General features: G+C 68.1%; 20 protein-coding genes. 8 read left to right on the top strand and 12 right to left on the bottom strand.

What is annotated here, in order from left to right; translation table 11 throughout:
* Positions 1-21: 21 nt before the first annotated feature.
* The 3 genes from pheA to MJ605_RS15985 form a co-directional block, all read right to left on the bottom strand.
* Positions 22-1,110 carry a prephenate dehydratase gene (gene pheA / locus MJ605_RS15995; protein ID WP_243042542.1) on the bottom strand — a complete coding sequence of 363 codons (1,089 nt, stop codon included), beginning with the start codon at positions 1,108-1,110 and terminating at the stop codon, positions 22-24.
* An 80-nt stretch (positions 1,111-1,190) separates the two neighbouring features.
* Entirely contained in the window at positions 1,191-2,276 is a 1,086-nt protein-coding gene (serC, locus tag MJ605_RS15990; RefSeq protein WP_243042541.1) for a 3-phosphoserine/phosphohydroxythreonine transaminase, read from the bottom strand.
* A 99-nt stretch (positions 2,277-2,375) separates the two neighbouring features.
* Positions 2,376-3,143, bottom strand: a complete 768-nt coding sequence (locus MJ605_RS15985; RefSeq protein ID WP_243042540.1) for an FHA domain-containing protein — start codon at positions 3,141-3,143, stop codon at positions 2,376-2,378.
* A 416-nt stretch (positions 3,144-3,559) separates the two neighbouring features.
* Between MJ605_RS15985 and MJ605_RS15980 the strand changes: the two genes are divergently transcribed.
* Positions 3,560-3,835 (top strand): polyhydroxyalkanoic acid system family protein, encoded by a 276-nt coding sequence (locus MJ605_RS15980; protein WP_243042539.1) that lies wholly within the window; start codon positions 3,560-3,562, stop codon positions 3,833-3,835.
* A 158-nt stretch (positions 3,836-3,993) separates the two neighbouring features.
* Positions 3,994-4,212 (top strand): translation initiation factor IF-1, encoded by a 219-nt coding sequence (infA, locus tag MJ605_RS15975; protein WP_019466733.1) that lies wholly within the window; start codon positions 3,994-3,996, stop codon positions 4,210-4,212.
* Between the two features lie 158 nt (positions 4,213-4,370).
* Here infA and clpA read toward each other — a convergent pair whose 3' ends face one another.
* Together clpA and clpS are read right to left on the bottom strand one after the other, a co-directional pair.
* Complete coding sequence (gene clpA / locus MJ605_RS15970; RefSeq protein WP_243042538.1) at positions 4,371-6,638, bottom strand: ATP-dependent Clp protease ATP-binding subunit ClpA; 2,268 nt, start codon at positions 6,636-6,638, stop codon at positions 4,371-4,373.
* 142 nt (positions 6,639-6,780) lie between these two features.
* Positions 6,781-7,107, bottom strand: a complete 327-nt coding sequence (gene clpS, locus MJ605_RS15965; protein ID WP_019466735.1) for an ATP-dependent Clp protease adapter ClpS — start codon at positions 7,105-7,107, stop codon at positions 6,781-6,783.
* 132 nt (positions 7,108-7,239) lie between these two features.
* Here clpS and MJ605_RS15960 point away from each other — a divergent pair, with 132 nt between their 5' ends.
* The 3 genes from MJ605_RS15960 to hflD are packed head-to-tail and all read left to right on the top strand — an operon-like array spanning position 7,240 to position 9,501.
* The gene (locus MJ605_RS15960; protein WP_243042537.1) at positions 7,240-7,731 is read left to right on the top strand and encodes an NUDIX hydrolase; all 492 of its coding nucleotides are present in this window, start codon (positions 7,240-7,242) and stop codon (positions 7,729-7,731) included.
* Complete coding sequence (gene mnmA, locus MJ605_RS15955) at positions 7,728-8,867, top strand: tRNA 2-thiouridine(34) synthase MnmA (RefSeq protein WP_345779545.1); 1,140 nt, start codon at positions 7,728-7,730, stop codon at positions 8,865-8,867. The genes MJ605_RS15960 and mnmA overlap by 4 nt, the downstream gene beginning before the upstream one ends.
* A 10-nt stretch (positions 8,868-8,877) precedes the next feature.
* Entirely contained in the window at positions 8,878-9,501 is a 624-nt protein-coding gene (gene hflD / locus MJ605_RS15950) for a high frequency lysogenization protein HflD (protein ID WP_243042536.1), read from the top strand.
* 28 nt (positions 9,502-9,529) lie between these two features.
* Here hflD and MJ605_RS15945 read toward each other — a convergent pair whose 3' ends face one another.
* Positions 9,530-10,858: an MFS transporter gene (locus tag MJ605_RS15945; RefSeq protein ID WP_243042535.1), complete on the bottom strand. Its 1,329-nt coding sequence runs from the start codon at positions 10,856-10,858 to the stop codon at positions 9,530-9,532.
* A 211-nt stretch (positions 10,859-11,069) separates the two neighbouring features.
* Between MJ605_RS15945 and aqpZ the strand changes: the two genes are divergently transcribed.
* On the top strand, positions 11,070-11,771 hold the full coding sequence (gene aqpZ, locus MJ605_RS15940; RefSeq protein ID WP_279237621.1) for an aquaporin Z: 702 nt from the start codon (positions 11,070-11,072) through the stop codon (positions 11,769-11,771).
* A 14-nt stretch (positions 11,772-11,785) separates the two neighbouring features.
* Here aqpZ and gloA2 read toward each other — a convergent pair whose 3' ends face one another.
* From gloA2 to rnk, 4 genes are all read right to left on the bottom strand, one after another.
* The gene (gene gloA2, locus MJ605_RS15935; RefSeq protein ID WP_243042534.1) at positions 11,786-12,181 is read right to left on the bottom strand and encodes an SMU1112c/YaeR family gloxylase I-like metalloprotein; all 396 of its coding nucleotides are present in this window, start codon (positions 12,179-12,181) and stop codon (positions 11,786-11,788) included.
* 4 nt (positions 12,182-12,185) lie between these two features.
* Complete coding sequence (epmA, locus tag MJ605_RS15930; protein WP_243042533.1) at positions 12,186-13,142, bottom strand: EF-P lysine aminoacylase EpmA; 957 nt, start codon at positions 13,140-13,142, stop codon at positions 12,186-12,188.
* Entirely contained in the window at positions 13,139-15,529 is a 2,391-nt protein-coding gene (gene ligA / locus MJ605_RS15925; protein ID WP_243042532.1) for an NAD-dependent DNA ligase LigA, read from the bottom strand. Before ligA ends, epmA begins: the two co-directional genes overlap by 4 nt.
* A 103-nt stretch (positions 15,530-15,632) precedes the next feature.
* A complete protein-coding gene (rnk, locus tag MJ605_RS15920; RefSeq protein ID WP_243042531.1) occupies positions 15,633-16,043 on the bottom strand; it encodes a nucleoside diphosphate kinase regulator in 411 nt (136 codons plus the stop codon).
* 250 nt (positions 16,044-16,293) lie between these two features.
* On the opposite strand from rnk, the gene MJ605_RS15915 reads away from it, so the two are divergent.
* Positions 16,294-17,772, top strand: coding sequence for an MFS transporter (locus MJ605_RS15915; RefSeq protein WP_243042530.1), 1,479 nt, complete (start codon positions 16,294-16,296; stop codon positions 17,770-17,772).
* 50 nt (positions 17,773-17,822) lie between these two features.
* On the top strand, positions 17,823-18,998 hold the full coding sequence (locus MJ605_RS15910; RefSeq protein ID WP_243042529.1) for a cation:proton antiporter: 1,176 nt from the start codon (positions 17,823-17,825) through the stop codon (positions 18,996-18,998).
* A 6-nt stretch (positions 18,999-19,004) separates the two neighbouring features.
* Here MJ605_RS15910 and MJ605_RS15905 read toward each other — a convergent pair whose 3' ends face one another.
* Positions 19,005-19,181 (bottom strand): FAD-binding domain-containing protein, encoded by a 177-nt coding sequence (locus MJ605_RS15905; protein ID WP_243042528.1) that lies wholly within the window; start codon positions 19,179-19,181, stop codon positions 19,005-19,007.
* Between the two features lie 430 nt (positions 19,182-19,611).
* Positions 19,612-20,817, bottom strand: a complete 1,206-nt coding sequence (gene fabV, locus MJ605_RS15900) for an enoyl-ACP reductase FabV (protein ID WP_243042527.1) — start codon at positions 20,815-20,817, stop codon at positions 19,612-19,614.
* Between the last annotated feature and the right edge of the window lie 126 nt (positions 20,818-20,943).

Raw genomic sequence — 20,943 nt, 5'->3', positions numbered from 1 at the left:
GCCTGGGCGGCCGCGTGCAGGTCAGGGCAGCGCCACCGGATAGGAGCCAAGCACGCGCAGCTGCGCGGCGGCATCCCCTATTTCCCGCATGGCGGCCTGCATCGGCTCGTCGTTGACATGGCCGGACACGTCGATGAAGAACGCGTACTGCCACTTGCCCGAGTGCGCCGGGCGCGACTCGATGCGGTTGAGGCTGATGCCGTGCTCGGCGAACGGCTTGAGCACGTGGTAGAGCGCGCCCGGCTGGTCGTTCACCGTAATCAGCAGCGAGGTACGGTCGTTGCCCGAGGGCGGGAACAGCGAGCGGCCGATCACCAGGAAGCGGGTGGTGTTGTCCGCGCGGTCCTCAATGGCCTTCGCCACGGTCGTCAGGCCATACACGCGGCCGGCCGTCTCGCCCGCGATGGCGCCGGCGTCGTCGGCATGGCGCGCCAGCCGGGCGGCCTCCGCATTGCTGCCCACCGCGATGCACTCCACGTTGGGCAGGTTGATGCGCAGCCAGGTCTTGCACTGCTGCAGCGACTGCGCATGCGCGTAGACGCGCTTGATGTCCTCCAGCCGCCCATGCAGCGAATGCAGGCACTGGTGCACGCGCAGCTCGACTTCGCCGCAGATGGTGGCGTCGGAGGTGAGGAACATGTCCAGGGTCACCTGGATCATGCCCTGGCCGGAATTCTCCACCGGCACCACGCCGAAGTCGGCATGGCCGGCGGCGACCTCCTGGAACACTTCCTCGATGCTGCCCAGCGGCAGGCCATAGGCGGCATGGCCGAAATGCTTGCGCACCGCCTGCTCGCTGAAGGTGCCCTCGGGCCCCAGGAAGCCCACCTTCAGGGGGTCTTCCTGCGCCAGGCAGGAGGACATGATCTCGCGGAACAGGCGCACCATCTCCGTGTCGGACAGCGGGCCATGGTTGCGGTCCACCACCATGCGCAGCACGTGCGCCTCGCGCTCGGGGCGGTAATAGTCGATGGCCGAAAGCCCCTCGCCCTTCACGCGCGCCACTTCCTGCGCCCATTCGGCGCGCTCGGAAATCAACTGCTGGATCTGCCGGTCGATGCTGTCGATGCGCTCGCGCACATCGGAAAGCGAGGATTTCTTGTCGGTCATGTCATGCGGCTATGGGAGCAAAGAAGTCCAAATAGGGAACCGGGAATACTCCCCGATCCACGTGATCGCGTGCAACGGTTTCATCCGTGACGTTTGGCGAAGTCCGCCATGAAGGCCACCAGCGCCTGCACCGCCTCCAGCGGCACCGCGTTGTAGAGCGAGGCGCGCATGCCGCCCAGCGCCTTGTGGCCCTTCAGCGCAAGCAGGCCAGCGGCCTCCGATTCCTTGAGGAAATCCGCGTCCAGCGCGCTGTCGTGCAGGGTGAAAGGCACGTTCATGCGCGAGCGCGAGGCCACCGCCACCGGATTGCGGTAGAACCCGCCGGAGCCATCGATGGCGCCATAGAGCAGCCGTGCCTTCGCCTGGTTGCGCGCCTGCATGGCGGCCAGGCCGCCCTGCTCCTTCAGCCATTGGAAGGTCAATCCCGCCAGGTACCAGCCCCAGGTATTGGGCGTGTTGAGCATGGAATCGTTCGCCGCGTGCTCGGCATAGCGGAAGATGCGCGCCATCGGACGACCCGCGCGTTCCAGCAGGTCGCGACGGACGATCAGCACTACCAGGCCCGAGGGACCGATGTTCTTCTGCGCGCCGGCATAGATCAGCCCGAACTTCGATACGTCGAGCGGGCCGGACAGGATGTCCGAGGACATGTCGGCCACCAGCGGCACGTCGCCCACGTCCGGGATGTCGTGGAATTCCACGCCATGGATGGTCTCGTTCGGCGTGTAGTGCACGTAGGCCGCGCGCGGGTCGAGCTGCCAGGTCTCGCGCGGCGGCAGGCGCAGGTAGTGCTCGTCCTTGCTGCTGGCGGCGATGTTCACCTTGACGTAAGGCCTGGCCTCGCTGGCAGCCTTCTCGCCCCAGTGGCCGGTGACGACGTAGTCGGCGCTGTCGCCCTCGCCCGCCAGGTTCATCGGGATCTGCGCGAAATGCTGGGTGGCGCCGCCCTGCAGGAACAGCACGGCGTAGTTCCCAGGGATCGCCAGCAACTCGCGCAGGTCGGCCTCGGCCTGTTGGGCCAGGCCCATGAACAGCTTGCCGCGGTGGGACAGCTCCATCACGGAAGCTCCGCAACCCTGCCAGTCCAGCAGCTCGCGCTGGGCGCGTTCGAGTACGGGTGGCGGCAGCGCGGCGGGGCCTGCGCTGAAGTTCCAGGGTCTGCTCACGGACGGTGCCTTCGCGGGGAGAATCGCCGCATTATGCCGCGTCGCAGCAACGCTGCGCCAACCCGATGCGCATCGTCCCGCGACGGCCCCGAGGCCGCCTCAGAACCGCACCAGCAGGGCCACCGCGATGCCCAGCGCGAGCACGGCGGCGGTGGCGATCAGCCACCACACCTCGCCCCGCGGGCCGGCATCCTCTTCCGGCAGGTGCGGCTGCGCGGAGGCCGGCGGGATGATCTCCGGCTCGGGTTCCAGCCCCGGCGCATCCACCACGAAGCGGTGCATGCCCAGCCCGATCTGGTCGCCCGGGCGCAAGGCCACCTGTTCCACCGGCACGCCATTGACGCGCAGTGGATAGCGGGCAGAACGCTGGCCGGCCTCCAGCAGCAATTGCCCCTCGCGCCAGCCCACCGACAGCGAGGCGGCCTCGCCCTGCGGCAGTTCCAGCGGAATGCGGCCCAGCGGGCCCAGCTCCAGCCTGTCCTGCAACGGCAGCACGCGCCCGGACAGCGGGCCGGCCACCGCACGCAGCGCCACCGTGCAGCGCCCCTCCGCGGGCACGGCCGCCGACGGGGCATGTGCAGGTTCTTCCTCGGCACGCAGCAGCATCCGGCAATCGCCCACGCTGAGAATGTCTCCCGGACGCAGCAGCGCCTTCTCGCGGACCGGACGGGCATTGACGTAGATGCGCCCGCCCTGCGGCAGCACCTGCAAGACCCAGCCGCGCCGGTCCAACTGGATGCGCAGGTGATAGGGACCGGCCTGGTGAGAGGCAAGGATCAGGTCATTGTCCGACGCACTGCCGATGCGCAAGGCAGGGGCGTCCCAGTGGAAATCCTCTCGGGCCGAATTGGGAAACTCGATGCGCATCGCTGAACCGGTGAATAGCCGTGGGGGACTCTAGCAGATGCGCACGGCTTCTTAGAGCCTGTTCACGATCTCCGCGTGGCCCGCGTTGAGCCGGTGTGCTCGCCAGGGAATCGAGCGTGGCGAAGCGCCTGACTGGCGGTCAGGTCGAGCCGCGCGCGGCTTCCTGGCGGGCACACCGGCGCAACCCTCCGGGCCGGGTCTGTTTGCCCCCAGGCCGGCGTCATCGCTCGGTCGTGTACGGACGTACACTCCCTCGCTCTTCCTTGCCCTGCGCGCAAACAGCTCCCGGCGCGGGCCACGCGGAGATCGTGAACAGGCTCTTAGTGCCGAACCGCCTGCATGCCAGGCGGCCGCGGCGGGCTCTGGCGCGCCATCTGCCTTACCATGTGCGCCCCGACGCTCCAGAGTTTCCACGCATGCCCAAGATCGACATCCGCCGCCCCCATCAGTTGCCCGTGGCCGAAGCCCGCGCCGTCATCGACCAGGTCGCCGCGCGCATGCGCGAGAAGTTCGGCATGGAAGGCCACTGGCAGGGCGATACCCTGCGCTTCTCCCGTCCCGGTGTGAACGGCAGCATCGCCGTGGGCGACGACGCCATCCAGGTGAATGCGGAACTGGGCATGATGCTGGCGCCGTTGAAGGGCATGGTCGAGCAGGAGATCCGCCGCAAGCTCGACGAGCACTTCGGCTGAGGATTCCGTCGCGGCCTGCGGCTTCCACGCACATCGCCGGTCTTTGATATCAATACGTTGGGCCTGCCGCCGAGGCGGACAGCGCATCCGCTGAACTTCCGTGGCATAATCGACCGCTTACGCAGCCATGACGGCTGCCCTTGCCCCCACCGGAACGCATGGCCAAAGACGACGTCATCGAAATGGAAGGCACGGTCCAGGAGACCCTGCCCAACACCATGTTCCGCGTGCAGCTGGAAAACGGCCACGTCATCACGGCCCATATTTCCGGCCGCATGCGCAAGCACTACATCCGCATCCTCACCGGCGACAAGGTGAAGGTGGAGATGACCCCATACGACCTGACCAAGGGCCGTATTACCTACCGCATGAAGTAAGTGCCGCCTAATTTGTGGGAGCGCACCCTGTGCGCGACTGCAGGGCTGCGGCGCCATTGTCTCGCCGGGTTGTCGCGCACAGGGTGCGCTCCCACAGGGAAGCTTCACAAAAAAGGCCGCGCGATGCGCGGCCTTTTCCGTTTCCTGGCAAATCGGCCTCAGATCACCGTCGCCGGCAACTTCTCCGCCGCCTCGGTGGTGACCACCAGTTCGCCGTCCTTCACGCTCAGGGCGACCTTGCCGCCCTCGGCCAGCTTGCCGAACAGCAGCTCGTCGGCCAGCGGGCGCTTGACCTTCTCCTGGATCACGCGGGCCATCGGGCGCGCGCCCATCTGCGGATCGAAGCCGTGCTCGGCCAGCCAGCGGCGGGCGTCCGAATCCACGTCCAGGGAGACGTGCTTCTCGGTCAGCTGCGCTTCCAGCTCGATCACGAACTTGTCCACCACGCGCAGGATGTGGTCGAAGTCCAGTGGGGTGAACTGGATGACCGCATCCAAACGGTTGCGGAACTCGGGCGTGAAGGTGCGGCGGATCACTTCCATCGCGTCCATCGAATGGTTCTGCTTCACGAAACCGATGCCGCGGCGCGAGGCCTGCTGGGCGCCGGCATTCGTGGTCATCACCACGATGACGTTCTTGAAGTTGGCTTCGCGGCCGTTGGTGTCCGTCAGCACGCCGCGGTCCATTACCTGCAGCAGGATGTTGTAGACGTCCGGGTGCGCCTTCTCGATCTCATCGAGCAGCAGCACCGCGTGCGGATGCTTGGTCACCGCCTCGGTGAGCAGGCCGCCCTGGTCGAAGCCGACATAGCCCGGAGGCGCGCCGACCAGGCGCGAGACCGAATGCGCTTCCATGTACTCGGACATGTCGAAGCGGATCATCTCGATGCCAAGCTGCATGGCCAGCTGCTTGGTCACCTCGGTCTTGCCCACGCCGGTGGGACCGGCCAGCAGGAAGCAGCCGATCGGCTTGGACGGATCGGCCAGGCCGGAACGCGCCATCTTGATCGAGGCGGCCAACGCCTCGATGGCCGGATCCTGGCCGAACACCACCATCTTCAGGTTGCGCTCGAGGTTCTTCAGCACGTCGCGGTCCGACGCGGACACCTGCTTGGCCGGAATGCGCGCCATCTTGGCCACGATGTACTCGACCTCGGGCACGTCGACCTTGCCGGTGCGCTGGTCGGCGGGCAGCAGGCGCTGGCGGGCGCCGGCCTCGTCGATCACGTCGATGGCCTTGTCCGGCAACAGGCGGTCGGGGATGTGCTTGACCGACAGGTCCACCGCCGCCTTCAACGCCTCGTTGGTATAGGCGACGTTGTGGTGTTCCTCGAAGCGCGAGCGCAGGCCCTTGAGGATCTCGAAGCTGTCGGCCACGGTCGGCTCGACCACGTCGATCTTCTGGAAGCGGCGGGCCAGCGCGCGGTCCTTCTCGAAGATGCCGCGGAATTCCTGGAACGTGGTGGAACCGATGCAGCGCAGCTCGCCCGAGGCCAGCATGGGCTTGATCAGGTTGCTCGCGTCCATGGTGCCGCCCGAGGCGGAACCGGCGCCGATGATGGTGTGGATCTCGTCGATGAACAGGATCGCGCCCGGCTGCTTCTTCAGCTGGCCGATGACGGCCTTCAGGCGCTTCTCGAAATCGCCGCGGTACTTGGTGCCCGCAACCAGCGCGCCGAGGTCGAGCGACCAGATGGTGGCGCTCTCCAGCACCTCGGGCACGTCGCCGTCGACGATGCGCTTGGCCAGGCCCTCGGCGAGCGCGGTCTTGCCCACGCCGGCCTCGCCCACGTACAGCGGGTTGTTCTTGCGGCGGCGGCACAGCACCTGGATGGTGCGCTCGATCTCGTCCTGGCGGCCGATCAGCGGGTCGATCTTGCCTTCCAGCGCCAGTTCGTTGAGATTGCTGGCGTACTCGCTCAGGGGATTGCCCTTGGGCTCGCCGTCCTCGCCTTCGCGCTCACCACCTGGCATGCCGGTGGACGGCTCGTCGCCGATCTTGGCGATGCCGTGCGAGATGTAGTTGACCACGTCCAGCCGGGTGATCTCCTGCTGATGCAGGAAATACACCGCATGGGAATCCTTTTCGCCGAAGATCGCCACCAGCACATTGGCGCCGGTGACCTCCTTGCGGCCGGAGGACTGCACGTGGTAGACCGCGCGCTGCAACACGCGCTGGAAACCCAGCGTGGGCTGGGTGTCACGCTCGTCGCCGTGCGGCAGTACCGGTACGGTCTCGGCAATGATCTTTTCCAGCTCGCGCGTGAGGCGCGGCAGGTCCACGCCGCAGGCGCGCAGGGCGCCCAGGGCCGATTGGTTTTCGGTAAGGGCGAGCAGCAGGTGCTCCACCGTCATGAATTCATGACGCTGCTCGCGGGCCTGCTTGTAGCACTGGCCGATGGTGACTTCGAGATCCTTGCTGAACATCCGGACCTTCTCCGCTCTAGATGGTAGGCGGCTATGCCGCGATGGCTACCAGATGGGGGCCGCCGCGAGCCTGTTCAATCTCGTTCCTGGTCCGCCGGCGAACGGTCGCCGGCACGGGCCGTGCAGCAAGATTAAACGAGCCCTAAAGCTTTTCCATAGTGCACAACAAAGGGTGCTGATGAGCACGTGAATATTCGTTCACCTGGGTCACCTTGGTTTCGGCGACTTCCCGGGTGAACACCCCGCAGACTCCCTTCCCGCGCGTATGGACGTGCAGCATCACCTGCACCGCCCGTTCCTGGTCCAGATTGAAGAAGCTGCGCAGCACCTCGACTACGAAGTCCATCGGGGTGAAATCGTCGTTCAGCAGCACCACCTGGAAAAGAGGGGGGCGAGCCACCTCCGGCCGCGAGGTTTCCAGTGCCAGGCCGTGACCGCTGCCTTGTTCGTGTTCGGGTTCGTGAGCCATGGTTCTACGCGAATGGTCCTTGCGGAAAAGTATAACGCTGCATGCCGGCCGGTACCGTCCCGGGCGGATCGTCTTCAGGTAATGGCACAATGCATGCTTTTCCAGTGCCCCTGGCGCCGCCATCTATCTCCCATGAACGATGCCTCCCCCGTTTCCCATGCCCTCTGGTGCCCTCACGTCTCCGTGGCCTGCGTGGTGGCCGACGGCGACCGCTTCCTGATCGTCGAGGAGGAGGTGAACGGCCGGCTGGTCTACAACCAGCCCGCCGGCCACCTGGACGACGGGGAGAGCCTGGTGACCGCCGCAGCCCGCGAGACGCTGGAAGAGACCGGCTGGACAGTGGTGCCCGAGCACCTGCTGGGCGTGCACCAGTGGCGCAGCACCGAGCACGGCGAGGGCGTGCTGCGATTCAGCTTCGCCGCCCGGGCGGTGGCGCACGACCCCGCTCGCCCGCTGGACGTGGGCATCCGCCGCGCACTGTGGCTGACCCGCGAGGAGATCGCCGCGCTGGGCGACCGCCTGCGCAGCCCGATGGTGCTGATGAGCATCGACGCCTGGCTGTCCGGCCAGCGCCATCCGTTAAGCCTGCTGCATAGCCTGCTGGCGGAGGACCGCTACCCGTGAAGGTGATGCTGGGCATCTCCGGCGGCGTGGACTCCTCGGTGGCCGCCCTGCTGCTGCAGCAGGCTGGCCATGAAGTCGAGGGCCTGTTCATGCAGAACTGGGAGGAGGACGACCGCGACGGTCCCTGCACCACCGATGCCGACCGCAAGGACGCCGTGGCCGTGTGCGGGCGCCTGGGCATCCCCTTCCATGCGCGCAATTTCGCCGCCGAGTACTGGGACGGCGTGTTCGAGCACTTCCTGGCCGAATACCGCGCCGGCCGCACGCCCAACCCGGATGTGCTGTGCAACCGCGAGATCAAGTTCAAGACCTTCCTGGACGAGGCCCGCGCCCTGGGCGCTGAAAAGATCGCCACCGGCCACTACGCCCGGGTGGACTTCCACCAGGGCCGCTACCGCCTGCTGCGCGCGCGGGACGCCGCCAAGGACCAGACCTATTTCCTGCACGCGCTGGGCCAGCGGCAACTGGCGGCCACGCTGTTCCCGGTGGGCGAAATCGAGAAGTCCCAGGTTCGCCGGATAGCCCTGGAGGCCGCCCTGCCCACCCACGCCAAGAAGGATTCCACCGGCATCTGCTTCATCGGCGAGCGCGACTTCCGCAGTTTCCTGGCCCAGTACATCCCGGCCCAGCCCGGCCCGATGCGCACGCCCGAAGGCCTTGCCGTGGGCGAGCACCAGGGGGTGATGTACTACACCCTCGGCCAGCGCAACGGCCTGGGCATCGGCGGGCGCCAGGGCGCCAGCGGCGATGCCTGGTACGTGGTGGGCAAGGATGTGCCCGGCAACGTGCTGTACGTCGCCCAGGGCGGCGAGAACCACTGGCTGCGCTCGCGCCGCCTGCATGCCGAACCGCCCAGTTGGGTCGCCGGCGAGCCGCCCGCGGCCCGCTTCCGCTGCACCGCCAAGACCCGCTACCGCCAGGCCGACCAGGCCTGCGAGGTGGTCGTGCGCGACGACGGCCTGGAGGTGCTGTTCGACGAGCCGCAGCGCGCCGTGACACCGGGCCAGTCGGTGGTGTTCTACGACGGCGAGGCCTGCCTCGGCGGCGCCGTGATCGACCGCACCGACGCGCCGTTCGGCGGCTGGAACGATGCCGCACCCCTTCCCGCCCTTGTCGAGTCCCCTACCGGTGTTTGAAGCCTTTGCCATGAATGAAGAGCGCGTGCTGGCCCTGGCTGGCCTGTTCCAGGCCACCACCCTGGCCCAGCAACTGGCCAACGACGGCCGCTGCGACGACGTCGCGATGGCGGCTGGCATGGCCAGCGTATTCCGCATCGACGCGCCCACGGTGGTGGCCGTGTATGGCGACGTCTCGGCGGTGCGCCTGGGGCTGCGCCAGCTGATCGCCCTGCTCGACGAGAACAACCGCGACGTGGCGATCACCCGCATGGCTTTCACGGTGATGCGACTGGAACGCAGCCTGTCCCGCCGGCCGGACCTGCTGGATCGCTTACAGCAAGGCATCCAGGCCGCGCAGCGGCAGGTCGAGCATTTCGGGCCGGATTCCCCGCAGGTGATCAAGCGCCTGGCCGAGCTTTATGCGGGCACGCTGTCCACGCTCAAACCGCGTGTGATGGTCACCGGCAACCCGCAGCAGTTGCAGCAGCCGGCAGTGGTCGAAAAGGTACGCACCAACCTGCTGGCGGCGATCCGCTCGGCGGTGCTGTGGCGCCAGCTGGGCGGGCGCCAGTGGCAGCTGCTGCTGTACCGCAAGCAGTGCGGCATGCTCGCGCGCGGGCTGCTGACCGGATCGACGCTCAGCAATCCCTGAGGTTTTCCGGGCGAATCACTGGCGTGGTCTAGCCCATCGCGGCAAGGCGGTCGCGCCACGTGCGCGAGACCATCAGCCATAGCGCCGCCGCCACGCTGACCGCCGCCGTCACCGCCACGTAGTGGGCCGGCGCCATGCGCCCGGCACGCTCGGCCAGGTAACCGATCAGCGTGGCCGTGCTGGCGCCGAACACCGCGTAGGCGACGTTGTAGGCGAAGGACAGGCCCGAGTAGCGGATGGCCGCGGGGAAAGCCGCCACCATCACCGTGGGCACCACCGCCACCGAGCCCACCAGGAAGCCGGCCAGGGCGGACAGCGCAAGGAAATGCGCACCGCCCGCGGCCAGGTCGTCGAACAGCGCATAGGTGACCGCCACCAGCGCGACCGACCCGGTCAGCAGCGCACGCGCAGCACCGAGCCGGTCGGTCAGCCAGCCATAGGCCACGCAGCCCACGCCCAGGCAGAAGGCGGCCACGCTATTGCCCAGGAAGGCCTGCTGGGGCGCCACGCCGAAGGATTTCTGCACCAGCGTGGGCAGCATCAGGATCAGCACCAGGATCGCCGCGGTAAGCATCCAGGTCACCGCCATCGACAGCAGCACGCCACCGCCGTGCCCGGCCAGCACCGTGCGCAGCGGCAGCTCGCGGCTGAGCGCCTTGCGCTCGCGCAGCTCGGCGAACACCGGCGTCTCGCTGAGCCAGCGGCGCAGCCACACGGCGATGAAGCCGAACACCCCGCCGAGCAGGAACGGCAGGCGCCAGCCCCAGGCCAGCACCTGCTCCGGCGACAAATGGTGATTGATCCATGCCGCGGTGAGCGAGCCGATCAGGATGCCCACGGTGAGGCCCGAGGTCAGGCAGCCGCAGGCAAACCCCACCCGCCCGCGCGGAGCATGCTCGGCCACGAAAACCCACGCGCCCGGCACCTCGCCGCCGATGGCCGCGCCCTGCACCACGCGCAGCACCAGCAGCAGCAGCGGCGCCAGCAGGCCAGCGCTCGCATAGACCGGCAGCAGGCCGATGGCCAGGGTCGGCAGCGCCATCAGGAACACGCTCAGCGTGAACATGCGCTTGCGACCCTGGCGGTCGCCGAAGTGGGCCATCACGATGCCGCCCAACGGGCGTGCCAGATAGCCGGCGGCGAAGATGCCATAGACCTCCAACTGCGCCAGCCAGGGCGCCGTGCCCGGCGGAAAGAACAGGTGGCTCAGCGGCAGCGCGAAGAACACGAACACCACGAAGTCGTAGAACTCCAGCGCGCCGCCCAAGGAAGCTAGCAGCAGCGTGCGGATGTCGCGGCCCGCCAGCGCGCCGCGCGTGGAGGCCTGCGGGGAAGCGGTCGTGAAGACTTGCGCCATCGGGATTCCCATGGATTGTGTAGGCAACGCGGCAGCATACACAAAGGGACGGCCGATCCGGCGCGTCAGGCTTCATCCAATTGCCATGACGGATTTTGCTAGCCTATGGCCGCCCGGGCCATGGCCCGGGACCGGCACTGATATCAGGAGCATGGCGAAAGCGACGCATGACGACGTGCGTTTCCCCGAAACCCTGGCAAGGAGAGTCCCCATGAGCATGGGCAAGCGTTTGGGTGCAGAGTTCTTCGGTACGTTCTGGCTGGTCTTTGGCGGTTGCGGCAGCGCGCTGTTCGCCGCGGCCTTTCCCGAGCTGGGCATCGGCTATGCCGGTGTGGCGCTCGCCTTCGGCCTCACCGTGCTGACCATGGTGTATGCGGTGGGCCATATCTCAGGCGGGCACTTCAACCCCGCCATCTCCCTGGGCCTGTGCGCCGGCGGCCGCTTCCCGGCCAAGGACGTGGTGCCTTACATCGTCGCCCAGGTGGTCGGCGGCATCGCCGCCGGCGCGGTGCTGTACGTCATCGCCAGCGGCAAGACCGGCTTTGACGCCACCGCTGGCGGCTTCGCCTCCAACGGCTATGGCGAGCACTCGCCCGGCGGCTATGCGCTGCAGGCCTGCATCGTCGCCGAGTTCGTACTGACCGCGTTCTTCGTGATCGTGGTGCACGGCGCGACCGACAAGCGCGCGCCCGCCGGTTTCGCCGGCGTGCCCATCGGCCTATGCCTGACCCTGATCCACCTGATCTGCATCCCCATCACCAATACCTCGGTAAACCCGGCGCGCAGCACCGGCGTAGCGGTGTTCCAGGGCACCTGGGCCGTGCAGCAGCTATGGATGTTCTGGCTGGTGCCGCTGGTCGGCGGCGCGGTGGGTGGGCTGATCTACCGGCATCTGCTGGAGACGCGGGACTAGTCGCGAGGGAAAACCTACTGCTCGTACAACTCGATCGGCAGGCCGTCGGGGTCGGCGAAGAAGGTGAAGCGGCGGCCGGTGTACTCGTCCACACGTATCGGCTCGCATTCGACGCCGCGCCCCGCGAGCGTGGCAACCGCCGCGTCGAGGTCCGGTACGGCGAAGGCGAGATGGCGCAGCCCCTGCGCCTCGGGCCGCGAGGGGCGCGGCGGCGGCGCGGGAAACGAGAACAGCTCCAGGCTTACGCCGGGACTTACTTCCAGGTCGAGCTTCCACGAGTCGCGCTCGGCCCGGTACACCTCGCGGATGACGCGCAGCCCCAGCGTCTGGCTGTAGAACGCCTTGGAGCGCGCATAGTCGGAGCAGATCAGGGCGACGTGGTGGATCGCCGGCAACAGCGGTTCGCTCATCCGGTCAAGCCTCGGCAAAGGGAAAGCCGAGCACGTCGGCGATGGCGTCGGTGCCGACCAGGCACATCAGCAGGCGCTCGATCCCTAAGGCCACGCCGGCGCAGTCGGGCATCGCATCGAGCACGGCGAGCAGGCGTTCGTCCATGGGCACCTCATGCTGGCCACGCGCGCGGCGCACGGCGTTGTCGCGCTCGAAGCGCCGGCGCTGCTCGGCGGCATCGTTGAGCTCGTGGTAACCGTTGGCCAGCTCGTAGCGCCCCAGGTACAGCTCGAAGCGCTCGGCCATCGGCGGATCGCCGGGCCGCACCTTGGCCAGGGCGCATTGCGAGGCCGGGTAATCGTGGATCACCGTGATGCGGTTGGCCGGGAAAGACGGCTGCAGGCGGTGGGTAATCAACAGGTCCAGCCAGTCGTCGCGAGTCAGGCCGCCCGGGTCGATGCCGAAGTCCTCCATCGCCACCTGCAGCTGGCCGATCGGCGCATGCATCGGATCGATGCCCAGCTCGTCGATGAACAGTTGGCGATAGCCCTCGACCCACACCTCGGCGCGCCGTCCCACCATGGCCAGTGCGGCCTCCACCAGGGTGATGGTCTCCTCCATCAGCCGGTGGTGGTTCCAGCCCACGCGGTACCACTCCAGCATGGTGAACTCGGGGTTGTGGCGCCCGCCCGCCTCGCCATTGCGGAACACCCGCCCCAGCTCGTAGCAGTCGCCGACGCCCTCGGCGAGCAGGCGCTTCAAGGGATATTCCGGCGAGGTGCGCATCCAGCGCTCGCGCGAGCCGGCATCGACGTGGCCGTGGAACGCGGTGCGAAAGCTCTCGATGTTGGGATCGGTATTGCCCGCGGCCGACAGGATCGGCGTTTCGACTTCCAACACCGAGCGCTCGGTGAAGAACGCGCGGATCAGCGCATACAGCCGCGCCCGCAGGTGCAGGCGCCCCGCCAGGTGCAGGCTCATGCGTCGTCCCCGTGTCCGGCCAGCAAGGCCAGCAGCTGGGCCTCGTCCCATACCGGCACGCCCAGTTCCCGCGCCTTGTCCAGCTTGGAGCCGGCGGCCTCGCCGGCCACCACGAAGCTGGTCTTCTTGGAGACCGAGCCCGCCACCTTGGCACCCAGCGCCTCCAGCCGTTCCTTGGCCTCGTCGCGGCTGAGCGAGCCCAACGTGCCGGTGAGCACCACGGTCTGCCCTTCCAGCGGCGCCTCGGAAGCCTTGGACGAACGCGGGATCGCGGCCAGCAGCTCGCGCATGGCCGCGTCCGCCTCGCGCAGCGGCTTGAGGTTTTCCTCCTGCGCAAGGAAGGCCTCCAGGCTGGCCGCGGCGGCGGACGGCAGGCCCGCGGTGATCCAATGCGCCGGGCCGGCTTCGAGCAACTTGTCCAGCGTGGGGAAATGCTCGGCCAGCAGTCGGGTGCCCTTGGGGCCGAGCTTGTGGATGCCGGCCATGTCCAGCAGCGCGGCCAGGTCCAGCCGCTGGCGTAGCTTGGGCGAGGGATGACCCTCGTCGGAGAACGTGATGCCCGCGGCCAGCAGCGCATCGACCACCTTCTGGTTGCCCTCCTGCGCGAAGAAGCCGGCGATGGAGGTCGCCACCTCGCCGCCGATGTCCGGCAGCACGCGCAGCACCGGCGCGGGCACGCGGCGGATCACCGCCAGGCTGCCCAGCCAGGCGGCCAGCGTCTTGGCCGTGCTTTCGCCGATGTGCATGATGCCCAGCGCGAACAGGAAGCGCGGCAAGGTGGTGTGCTTGCTGGCCTCGATGCCCGCGATCAGGTTCTCCGCCCACTTGGTGGCGATCTTGCCCTGCTTCACCGTCTCCGGGGTGGTGCCGTCGCGCTCGTCCGCGCGGCGCTTCATCGCCAGGAAGTCGTCGAGGGTGAGCTTGTACAGGTCGGCCGGCGTGTGCACGTAGCCGAAGTCCACCAACGCGTCGACGAAGCGTTCGCCGATGCCCTCGATGTCCATCGCGCGGCGCGCGGCGAAGTGCAGCAGGGCTTCCTTGCGCTGCGCGGCGCAGACCAGGCCGCCGGTGCAGCGCCAGGCCGCCTCGCCTTCCTCGCGCAGCAAGGCCGAGCCGCATACCGGGCAATGCGAGGGCATGTGCCAGGAATGCGTATGCGGCGGGCGCAGCTCGGGCATCACGCGCACCACCTCGGGGATCACGTCGCCGGCGCGGCGCACGATCACCGTGTCGCCCACGCGCACGTCCAGCCGCGCCACCTGGTCGGCGTTGTGCAGCGTGGCGTTGGTCACGGTGACGCCCGCCACCGCCACCGGCCTGAGCCGCGCCACTGGCGTGGCCGCGCCGGTGCGGCCGATCTGGATCTCGATCGCCTCCACCGTGGTGGTCTGCTCCTGCGCCGGGAACTTGTGCGCCAGCGCCCAGCGCGGCGCGCGCGAGACGAAGCCCATCGCGCGCTGGCCCTCGTAGTCGTCCAGCTTGTAGACCACGCCGTCGATGTCATAGGGCAGGCTGTCGCGCTTTTCGCCGATGCGGCGGAAATAGGCGATCAGGCCATCGAAGCCGCGCGCGGTGCCGACTTCCGGCGACACCGGAAAGCCCCATTCGCGAAGCCTGGCCAGCGTGGCCGAATGCGTGGGCGGCAGTTCGCCGCCGCGCACTTCGCCCACCGCATACGCGAAGAAGCTGAGCTTGCGCCGGGCGGTAATGGCCGGGTCAAGCTGGCGCAGCGAGCCGGCCGCACCGTTGCGGGGATTGGCCAGGGTTTTCTCGCCATGGTTGCGGGCGCGTTCGTTGAACGCCTCGAAATCCTTGCGCAGCATGATGACCTCGCCGCGCACCTCCAGCACGCGCGGCCAGTCCCTGCCGCGCAGGCGCAAGGGAATGGCGCGCACGGTGCGCAGATTGGCGGTGACGTCCTCGCCGGTCTCGCCGTCGCCGCGCGTGGCGCCCTGCACGAACATGCCGTCCTCGTAGCGCAGGCTGATCGCCAGGCCGTCGAGCTTGGGTTCGACCGAGAACACCGGATTGCGCCGGTCCAGCGTCTGCTCGATGCGCCGCTCGAACTCGGCCACCTCGCGGAAACGCTCGCGGTCGCCCTCGCCTTCCTGCTCGAAGGCGTTGTTGAGCGACAGCATGGGAATGGCGTGCCGTACCTCCGCGAAGCCGCCCTTGGCCTTGGCGCCGACCCGCCGCGTGGGCGAGTCGGGCGTGGCCAGCTCGGGATGCGCCTGCTCCAGCGCTTCGAGCTCGCGCAGCATGGTGTCGTAGTCGAGATCGGTGATGTCCGGATCGTCGAGCACGTAATAGCGGTAATTGGCGTGCTCGATCTTCTCGCGCAGCTCGGCGGCGCGGGCGCGCCAGTCGGGGACGTGGCTCTGGCTCATGCGGGTATCCTCATGCGCCGAAGTTTACCGAGTCGCGGCGGCATCCGGTCCATCGCGGCGCAGCGGCCATGACGAAGGCAAGCACGCGGCCATCACGCCGCTGTCACCGATACAGGTCGCCGGCCGCCTCGGGCTGGTACTCGATGTCCAGCACCCGCAGGTTGCGCACCCGGCCATCGGGCGTGGGCCAGTCGATGCGCTGCCCGACCCGCAGGCCCAGCAGGGCGCTGCCGACCGGCGCCAGGATCGACACGGTGCCCGGCGCACCGGCGCCCGACGGATAGACCAGGCTGAGGGTCAGCTCGTCGCTGGCGTCCTCGTCCTTGAAGGTGACCACGGAATTCATCGTCACCACATCGGCGGGAATCGCCGCCGGCTCCACCACGTCGGCGCGGTCCAGTTCGCTGCGCAAGGCTTCGTACTGCGACACCTGCGCGGGCGGCATGCGCTCCAGCAGCGCCTCGATGCGCTCCAGGTCCAGGCGGGAAATGACGATGGGGGGCTTGCTGCTCATGATGACTCCTGTCGATGCGGCGCGGGCGCCGATGTTGCCGGTGGCCACAAAAGACGACGCGCCGGGACGGAACCGTCCCGGCGCGCGTGGCCGCTGAGCGGTCGCGGCATGACGGGGCCGGCGACCGGGCTCGTGCATGCCCGGCGCGCTTGACGCGGCGGGAACAGGCGAACCCTAAAATGAAACGCCACTGACTTTGGACGCGCCGTCGCCCAAAAGCAAGTTCACACAACAGGTATCATGGAAGGCCATGCCAGAGCATCTTCCCGCCACGGAGGCCCACCTCCCCGTCCCGCCTCCCGGCGAAGACGCGGAGGTTCCTGTCCCGACGCCCGGTTCGTCGCGCGAACGCTACCGTGGCCTGATCTGGCTGGTGGCGGCGGCGTTCTTCATGCAGGCGCTCGATTCCACCATCGTCAACACCGCCGTGCCAGCCATGGCCGAGGCGCTGGGCGTCACGCCGCTGGGCATGCGCACGGCGCTGACCAGCTACGTGCTCACGCTGGCCATCTTCATTCCCGCCAGCCCCTGGCTGTGCGACCGCTTCGGCACCCGGCGCGTGTTCGCCGCGGCCATCGCCACTTTCACCTTCGGCTCGCTGTTGTGCGGCATCGCGCAGACCCTGCCGCAGCTGGTGGCGGCGCGCGTGCTGCAGGGCCTGGGCGGCGCCGCGCTGATGCCGGTGGGGCGCTACGTGCTGGTGCGCAGCATCGACAAGCGCGACTTCGTCAAGGCAATGAGCACGGTGGCCACCGTGGGCCTGCTCGGCTCGGTGCTGGGCCCGCTGCTGGGCGGCGCGCTGGCGCAATACACCACGTGGCGGCTGATCTTCCTTATCAACGTGCCGGTGGGCCTGATCGGCCTGTGGATGAACCGGCGCAACATGCCCGACTACCGGCTCGACGACGTGCATCCGTTCGACTTCCTGGGCTTCGTGCTGTTCGCCGCATCCTCCGCGATGCTGCTGACCGCCTCGGAAGTGGCCAGCGGCGGTGGTGGCAGGTGGCTGTCGATCTCCTTCTATGGCGTACTGGCCATCGTGTTCGGCTGCGCCTATGTGTGGCATAGCCGCCGCACCGACCACCCGGTGGCCGATCTCAGCCTGCTGCGTGTGCGCAGCGTGTGGGTGTCGCTGGCGGGCAACCTGTTCACCCGCCTGGGCGTGTCGGGCATGTTCCTGCTGCTGGTGCTGTTCCTGCAGGTGGGCTGCGGCTGGTCGCCGCTGCTGGCCGGCTTGATGATGGTGCCGCAGGCGCTGGGTTCGATCACCGCCAAGTGGGCCATCAACCGCCTGCTCAACACCCTCGGCTATCGCCGCCTGCTGTTCGCCAATACGCTGATCGTGGCCGTCCTGCTCGCCTGCTTCGCACTGCTGGGCAAGACCTCGCCGATGTGGCTGATCGCGCTGATGGTGTACGTGTACGGCGGCTTCATGGGCATGCAGTACACCGCCATGAACACGCTGATCTATACCGACCTGGACGTGAAGTACGCCTCGCAGGCCTCGTCGATGGCCTCCACCGCGCAATACCTGTCGATGAGCTTCGGCATCGCGCTGGCCTCGCTGCTGATGGAGGCGCTGCTGCAAGGGCGCGCGCACGAGGACTATATCCCCGCCTTCCGCTGGGCCGTGCTGCTGCTGGGCGTGGTGACGGCCACCGCCAGCTGGGTGTTCAGCCGGCTGCGCAAGGACACGCCTGCGCGGCAGGCCGCGGCGGCCACCGGCTGAGCGGCGTGATCCTGTAGCATCCTGCGCTTGGCTTCGCCCACGGAACGTGCATGCACCACGCCAGCGACATCCTGTTGACGCTGTTCCTCGTCTTTCTCGCCGCGCAGGTCGGCGGGGAGATCGCGCAGCGCCTGAAGCTGCCTGGCGTGGTCGGCGAGATCGCCGCCGGCTGCGTGCTCGGCCCGTCCACGCTGGGCTGGATCGCGCCGGACCAGGTAGCGACCGGCACGCCGCTGGATGTGCTGGCCGAGATCGGCGTGGTGCTGCTGCTGTTCGCGGTAGGCCTGGAAACGCGGCTGGAGGACCTCAAGAAGGTCGGCAAGCCGGCCTTCCTGGTCGGCGTGCTCGGTGTGCTGGTGCCCTTCGCCATGGGCAGCGTGTGGGCGCATGGCAACGGCTTCGACTGGAGCCGCTCGCTGTTCGTCGCCGCGGCCTTCGTGGCCACCTCGACCGGCATCACCGCGCGCGTACTGCAGGAATTGGGCGCGTTGCAGCGCACCGAGAGCAAGGTGATCCTGGGGGCAGCGGTGATCGACGACATCCTCGCCATGCTGCTGCTCGGCGTGGTGGTGTCGCTGCAAGGCGGCGAGGGCATCGACGTGGTCCACCTGCTCGCGGTGCTGGCCGGCGCGGTCGGCTTCATCGCGGTGATCGGCGTGGGCGGCGCGCGGGTGATGCGCTGGCGGTCTGGCTGGCTGGACCGGCCGCGAAACCCGCATTCGGCGCTAGCCATCGTGCTGGCGCTGTGCCTGGGCCTGGCCTACGTCTCCACGCTATTCGGCCTGGCCGCGATCATCGGCGCGTTCCTCGCCGGCATGATCGCCTCCGAGACGCGCCAGCAGCACATGCTGGAAAAACAGACCCAGCCGCTGCTGGCGCTGCTCACGCCGTTCTTCTTCGTGATCACCGGCAGCAAGGTCGACCTGCACCAGTTGGCCAGCGGCGAGGCGATCATGGCGCTGCTGGTGGTCACCCTGATCGCCATCGTGTCCAAGCTGATCGGCGGCTTCCTCGGCGCCCTGCCGCTGGGCACGCGCAGCGCCACCGTGGTGGGCTTCGGCATGGTGCCGCGCGGCGAGGTGGGCGTGGTAATCGCCAGCCTGGGCCTGGCTGCCGGCGTGTTCACCGCGCAGGTCTACGCGATCATCGTGGCGATGTCGCTGCTGACCGCGGTGGTGACGCCGCCGGTGCTGGCGTGGCTGCTGCGGCGGACGGCCGAACGCTGAGGCTCCTCACCTTCCGCGCATGGCCTGGAACGCGGCCAATGCCGCCTGCCGCGATGCCTCCACCATCGGCGCGGGATAGCCGCTACGTTTAAGCAGCGCGGCATCCTTCCAGGGTTCGTGCAGCAGCGCCGGCGGCGCATCCTTCAATTCCGGCAGCCAGCGGCGCAGGTAAATGGCTGGCATGCAGGTCGTTCTGCGTTGCTAAGAGCCTGTTCACGATCTCCCCGTGGCCCGCGCCGGGAGCTGTTTGCGCGCAGGGCAAGGAAGAGCGAGGGAGTGTACGTCCGTACACGACCGAGCGATGACGCCGGCCTGGGGGCAAACAGACCCGGCCCGGAGGGTTGCGCCGGTGTGCCCGCCAGGAAGCCGCGCGCGGCTCGACCTGACCGCCAGTCAGGCGCTTCGCCACGCTCGATTCCCTGGCGAGCACACCGGCTCAACGCGGGCTACGGGGAGATCGTGAACAGGCTCTTAGGCGCATCCCTGGCACAGGATGTGATCGTCGTCGCTAGCGACCGGCAGGCGTAATGCCTTGCCGGCAGTCACAGTAGCAGCGAGCTCACGCGTGGATCATCGCGCCGCACGCCATCCACGTTGCGTATGGCATGAACGATCACAGCTCGACCACGTCGAAGCGGCGGTCCGGATTCACGTCTTCCTGGTAGTCCACGTCATCGCGGCCGAAGCCGAACAGGCGCAGGAAGTCGTGCTTGTAGCCGGCGTAGTCAGTGAGCTGGTTGAGGTTCTCGGTGGTGATGGTGGGCCACAGCGCCTTGCACTCGCTCTGCACGTCCTCGCGCAGCTCCCAGTCGTCCAGGCGCAGGCGGCCCTCCTCGTCGGTTGCCGGTGCCTGGTGGTCCTTGCGGTACAGGCGGTCGCGGAACAGGCGGTTGATCTGCTCGATGGTGCCTTCGTGGATGCCCTTCTCCTTCATGACCCGGAAGGAAATGGCGATGTAGAGCGGCAGCACGGGGATCGCCGCGCTCGCCTGCGTCACCACCGACTTCATCACGCCCACGTAGGCGTCCAGGTGCTCGGCCTCGTGCCCGGCGACCAGTTGCCTGGCCGTGTTGTCCAGGTGCTGCTTGGCCTGGCCCAGCGTGCCGTGCCAGTACATCGGCCAGGTGATCTCGGTGCCGATGTAGCTATAGGCGATGGTCTTGGCATGGTCGGCCAGCACGCCGGCGCGGCTCAGCGCATCAATCCACAGCTTCCAGTCCTCGCCGCCCATCACGGTGACGGTGTCCTTGATCTCCTGCTCGGTGGCCGGCTCCACCGATGCCTGTACCACTGTGTCGCGGTTGGTGTCGACCGAGTTGGCGGTGAAGGTCTCGCCGATGGTCTTGAGCGAGGAGCGCACCACTTCGCCGGTGCCGGGCAGCTTGCGCACGGGCGAGGCCAGCGAATAGACCACCAGGTCGATCGGGCCGCCCATCTCGTTCCTTATCATCTCGATGGCGCGTTCGCGCGTCTCGTCGGCGAATGCGTCGCCATTGATCGAACGGCTGTACAGGCCCGCCTGCTTGGCGAACTTGTCGAACGCGGCGGCGTTGTACCAGCCGGCCGTGCCGGGCTTGCTCTCGCTGCTCGGCTTCTCGAAGAACACGCCCAGGGTGGCCGCGCCGTAGCCGAAGGCGGCGGTGATGCGCGAGGCCAGGCCGTAGCCGGTGGAGGCGCCGATCACCAGGACCCGCTTGGGACCCTCGCCCAGGTCGCCCTGCGCCTTGGTGATCTCGATCTGCTCGAGCACGTTGAGCTCGCAACCGACCGGGTGGGCCGTCACACAGATAAAACCACGCACCTTGGGGTTGATGATCACGCGATGACTCCTGGGAAGGCAGTGCAAACCGCCATATTAACCCGCGCGCCAAGCCATGCGCTCCCGTAGGGTCGAGTCGCCGGGTCACGGCAGCGATGCGGAAAGCCCGCATGCGTCATCCCACCA

The sequence above is a fragment of the Dyella sedimenti genome (assembly GCF_022760995.1).
Lineage (GTDB): Bacteria > Pseudomonadota > Gammaproteobacteria > Xanthomonadales > Rhodanobacteraceae > Dyella > Dyella sedimenti.
Note: the sequence above shows the minus strand (reverse complement) of the source record. Positions and strands in the feature narration are given on the sequence as shown.

Excerpts from the sequence above, each read along its gene's own strand:
- clpS (WP_019466735.1), bottom strand. The coding sequence starts at position 7,107 with ATGGCTCACGAACCCGAACACGAACAAGGCAGCGGTCACGGCCTGGCA.
- gloA2 (WP_243042534.1), bottom strand. The coding sequence starts at position 12,181 with ATGAGCGAACCGCTGTTGCCGGCGATCCACCACGTCGCCCTGATCTGC.
- rnk (WP_243042531.1), bottom strand. The coding sequence starts at position 16,043 with ATGAGCAGCAAGCCCCCCATCGTCATTTCCCGCCTGGACCTGGAGCGC.
- pheA (WP_243042542.1), bottom strand. The coding sequence starts at position 1,110 with ATGACCGACAAGAAATCCTCGCTTTCCGATGTGCGCGAGCGCATCGAC.
- clpA (WP_243042538.1), bottom strand. The coding sequence starts at position 6,638 with ATGTTCAGCAAGGATCTCGAAGTCACCATCGGCCAGTGCTACAAGCAG.
- MJ605_RS15905 (WP_243042528.1), bottom strand. The coding sequence starts at position 19,181 with ATGCCAGCCATTTACCTGCGCCGCTGGCTGCCGGAATTGAAGGATGCG.
- MJ605_RS15960 (WP_243042537.1), top strand. The coding sequence starts at position 7,240 with ATGAACGATGCCTCCCCCGTTTCCCATGCCCTCTGGTGCCCTCACGTC.
- aqpZ (WP_279237621.1), top strand. The coding sequence starts at position 11,070 with ATGAGCATGGGCAAGCGTTTGGGTGCAGAGTTCTTCGGTACGTTCTGG.
- MJ605_RS15985 (WP_243042540.1), bottom strand. The coding sequence starts at position 3,143 with ATGCGCATCGAGTTTCCCAATTCGGCCCGAGAGGATTTCCACTGGGAC.
- MJ605_RS15910 (WP_243042529.1), top strand. The coding sequence starts at position 17,823 with ATGCACCACGCCAGCGACATCCTGTTGACGCTGTTCCTCGTCTTTCTC.
- MJ605_RS15915 (WP_243042530.1), top strand. The coding sequence starts at position 16,294 with ATGCCAGAGCATCTTCCCGCCACGGAGGCCCACCTCCCCGTCCCGCCT.
- hflD (WP_243042536.1), top strand. The coding sequence starts at position 8,878 with ATGAATGAAGAGCGCGTGCTGGCCCTGGCTGGCCTGTTCCAGGCCACC.
- infA (WP_019466733.1), top strand. The coding sequence starts at position 3,994 with ATGGCCAAAGACGACGTCATCGAAATGGAAGGCACGGTCCAGGAGACC.
- ligA (WP_243042532.1), bottom strand. The coding sequence starts at position 15,529 with ATGAGCCAGAGCCACGTCCCCGACTGGCGCGCCCGCGCCGCCGAGCTG.
- MJ605_RS15945 (WP_243042535.1), bottom strand. The coding sequence starts at position 10,858 with ATGGCGCAAGTCTTCACGACCGCTTCCCCGCAGGCCTCCACGCGCGGC.
- MJ605_RS15980 (WP_243042539.1), top strand. The coding sequence starts at position 3,560 with ATGCCCAAGATCGACATCCGCCGCCCCCATCAGTTGCCCGTGGCCGAA.
- epmA (WP_243042533.1), bottom strand. The coding sequence starts at position 13,142 with ATGAGCCTGCACCTGGCGGGGCGCCTGCACCTGCGGGCGCGGCTGTAT.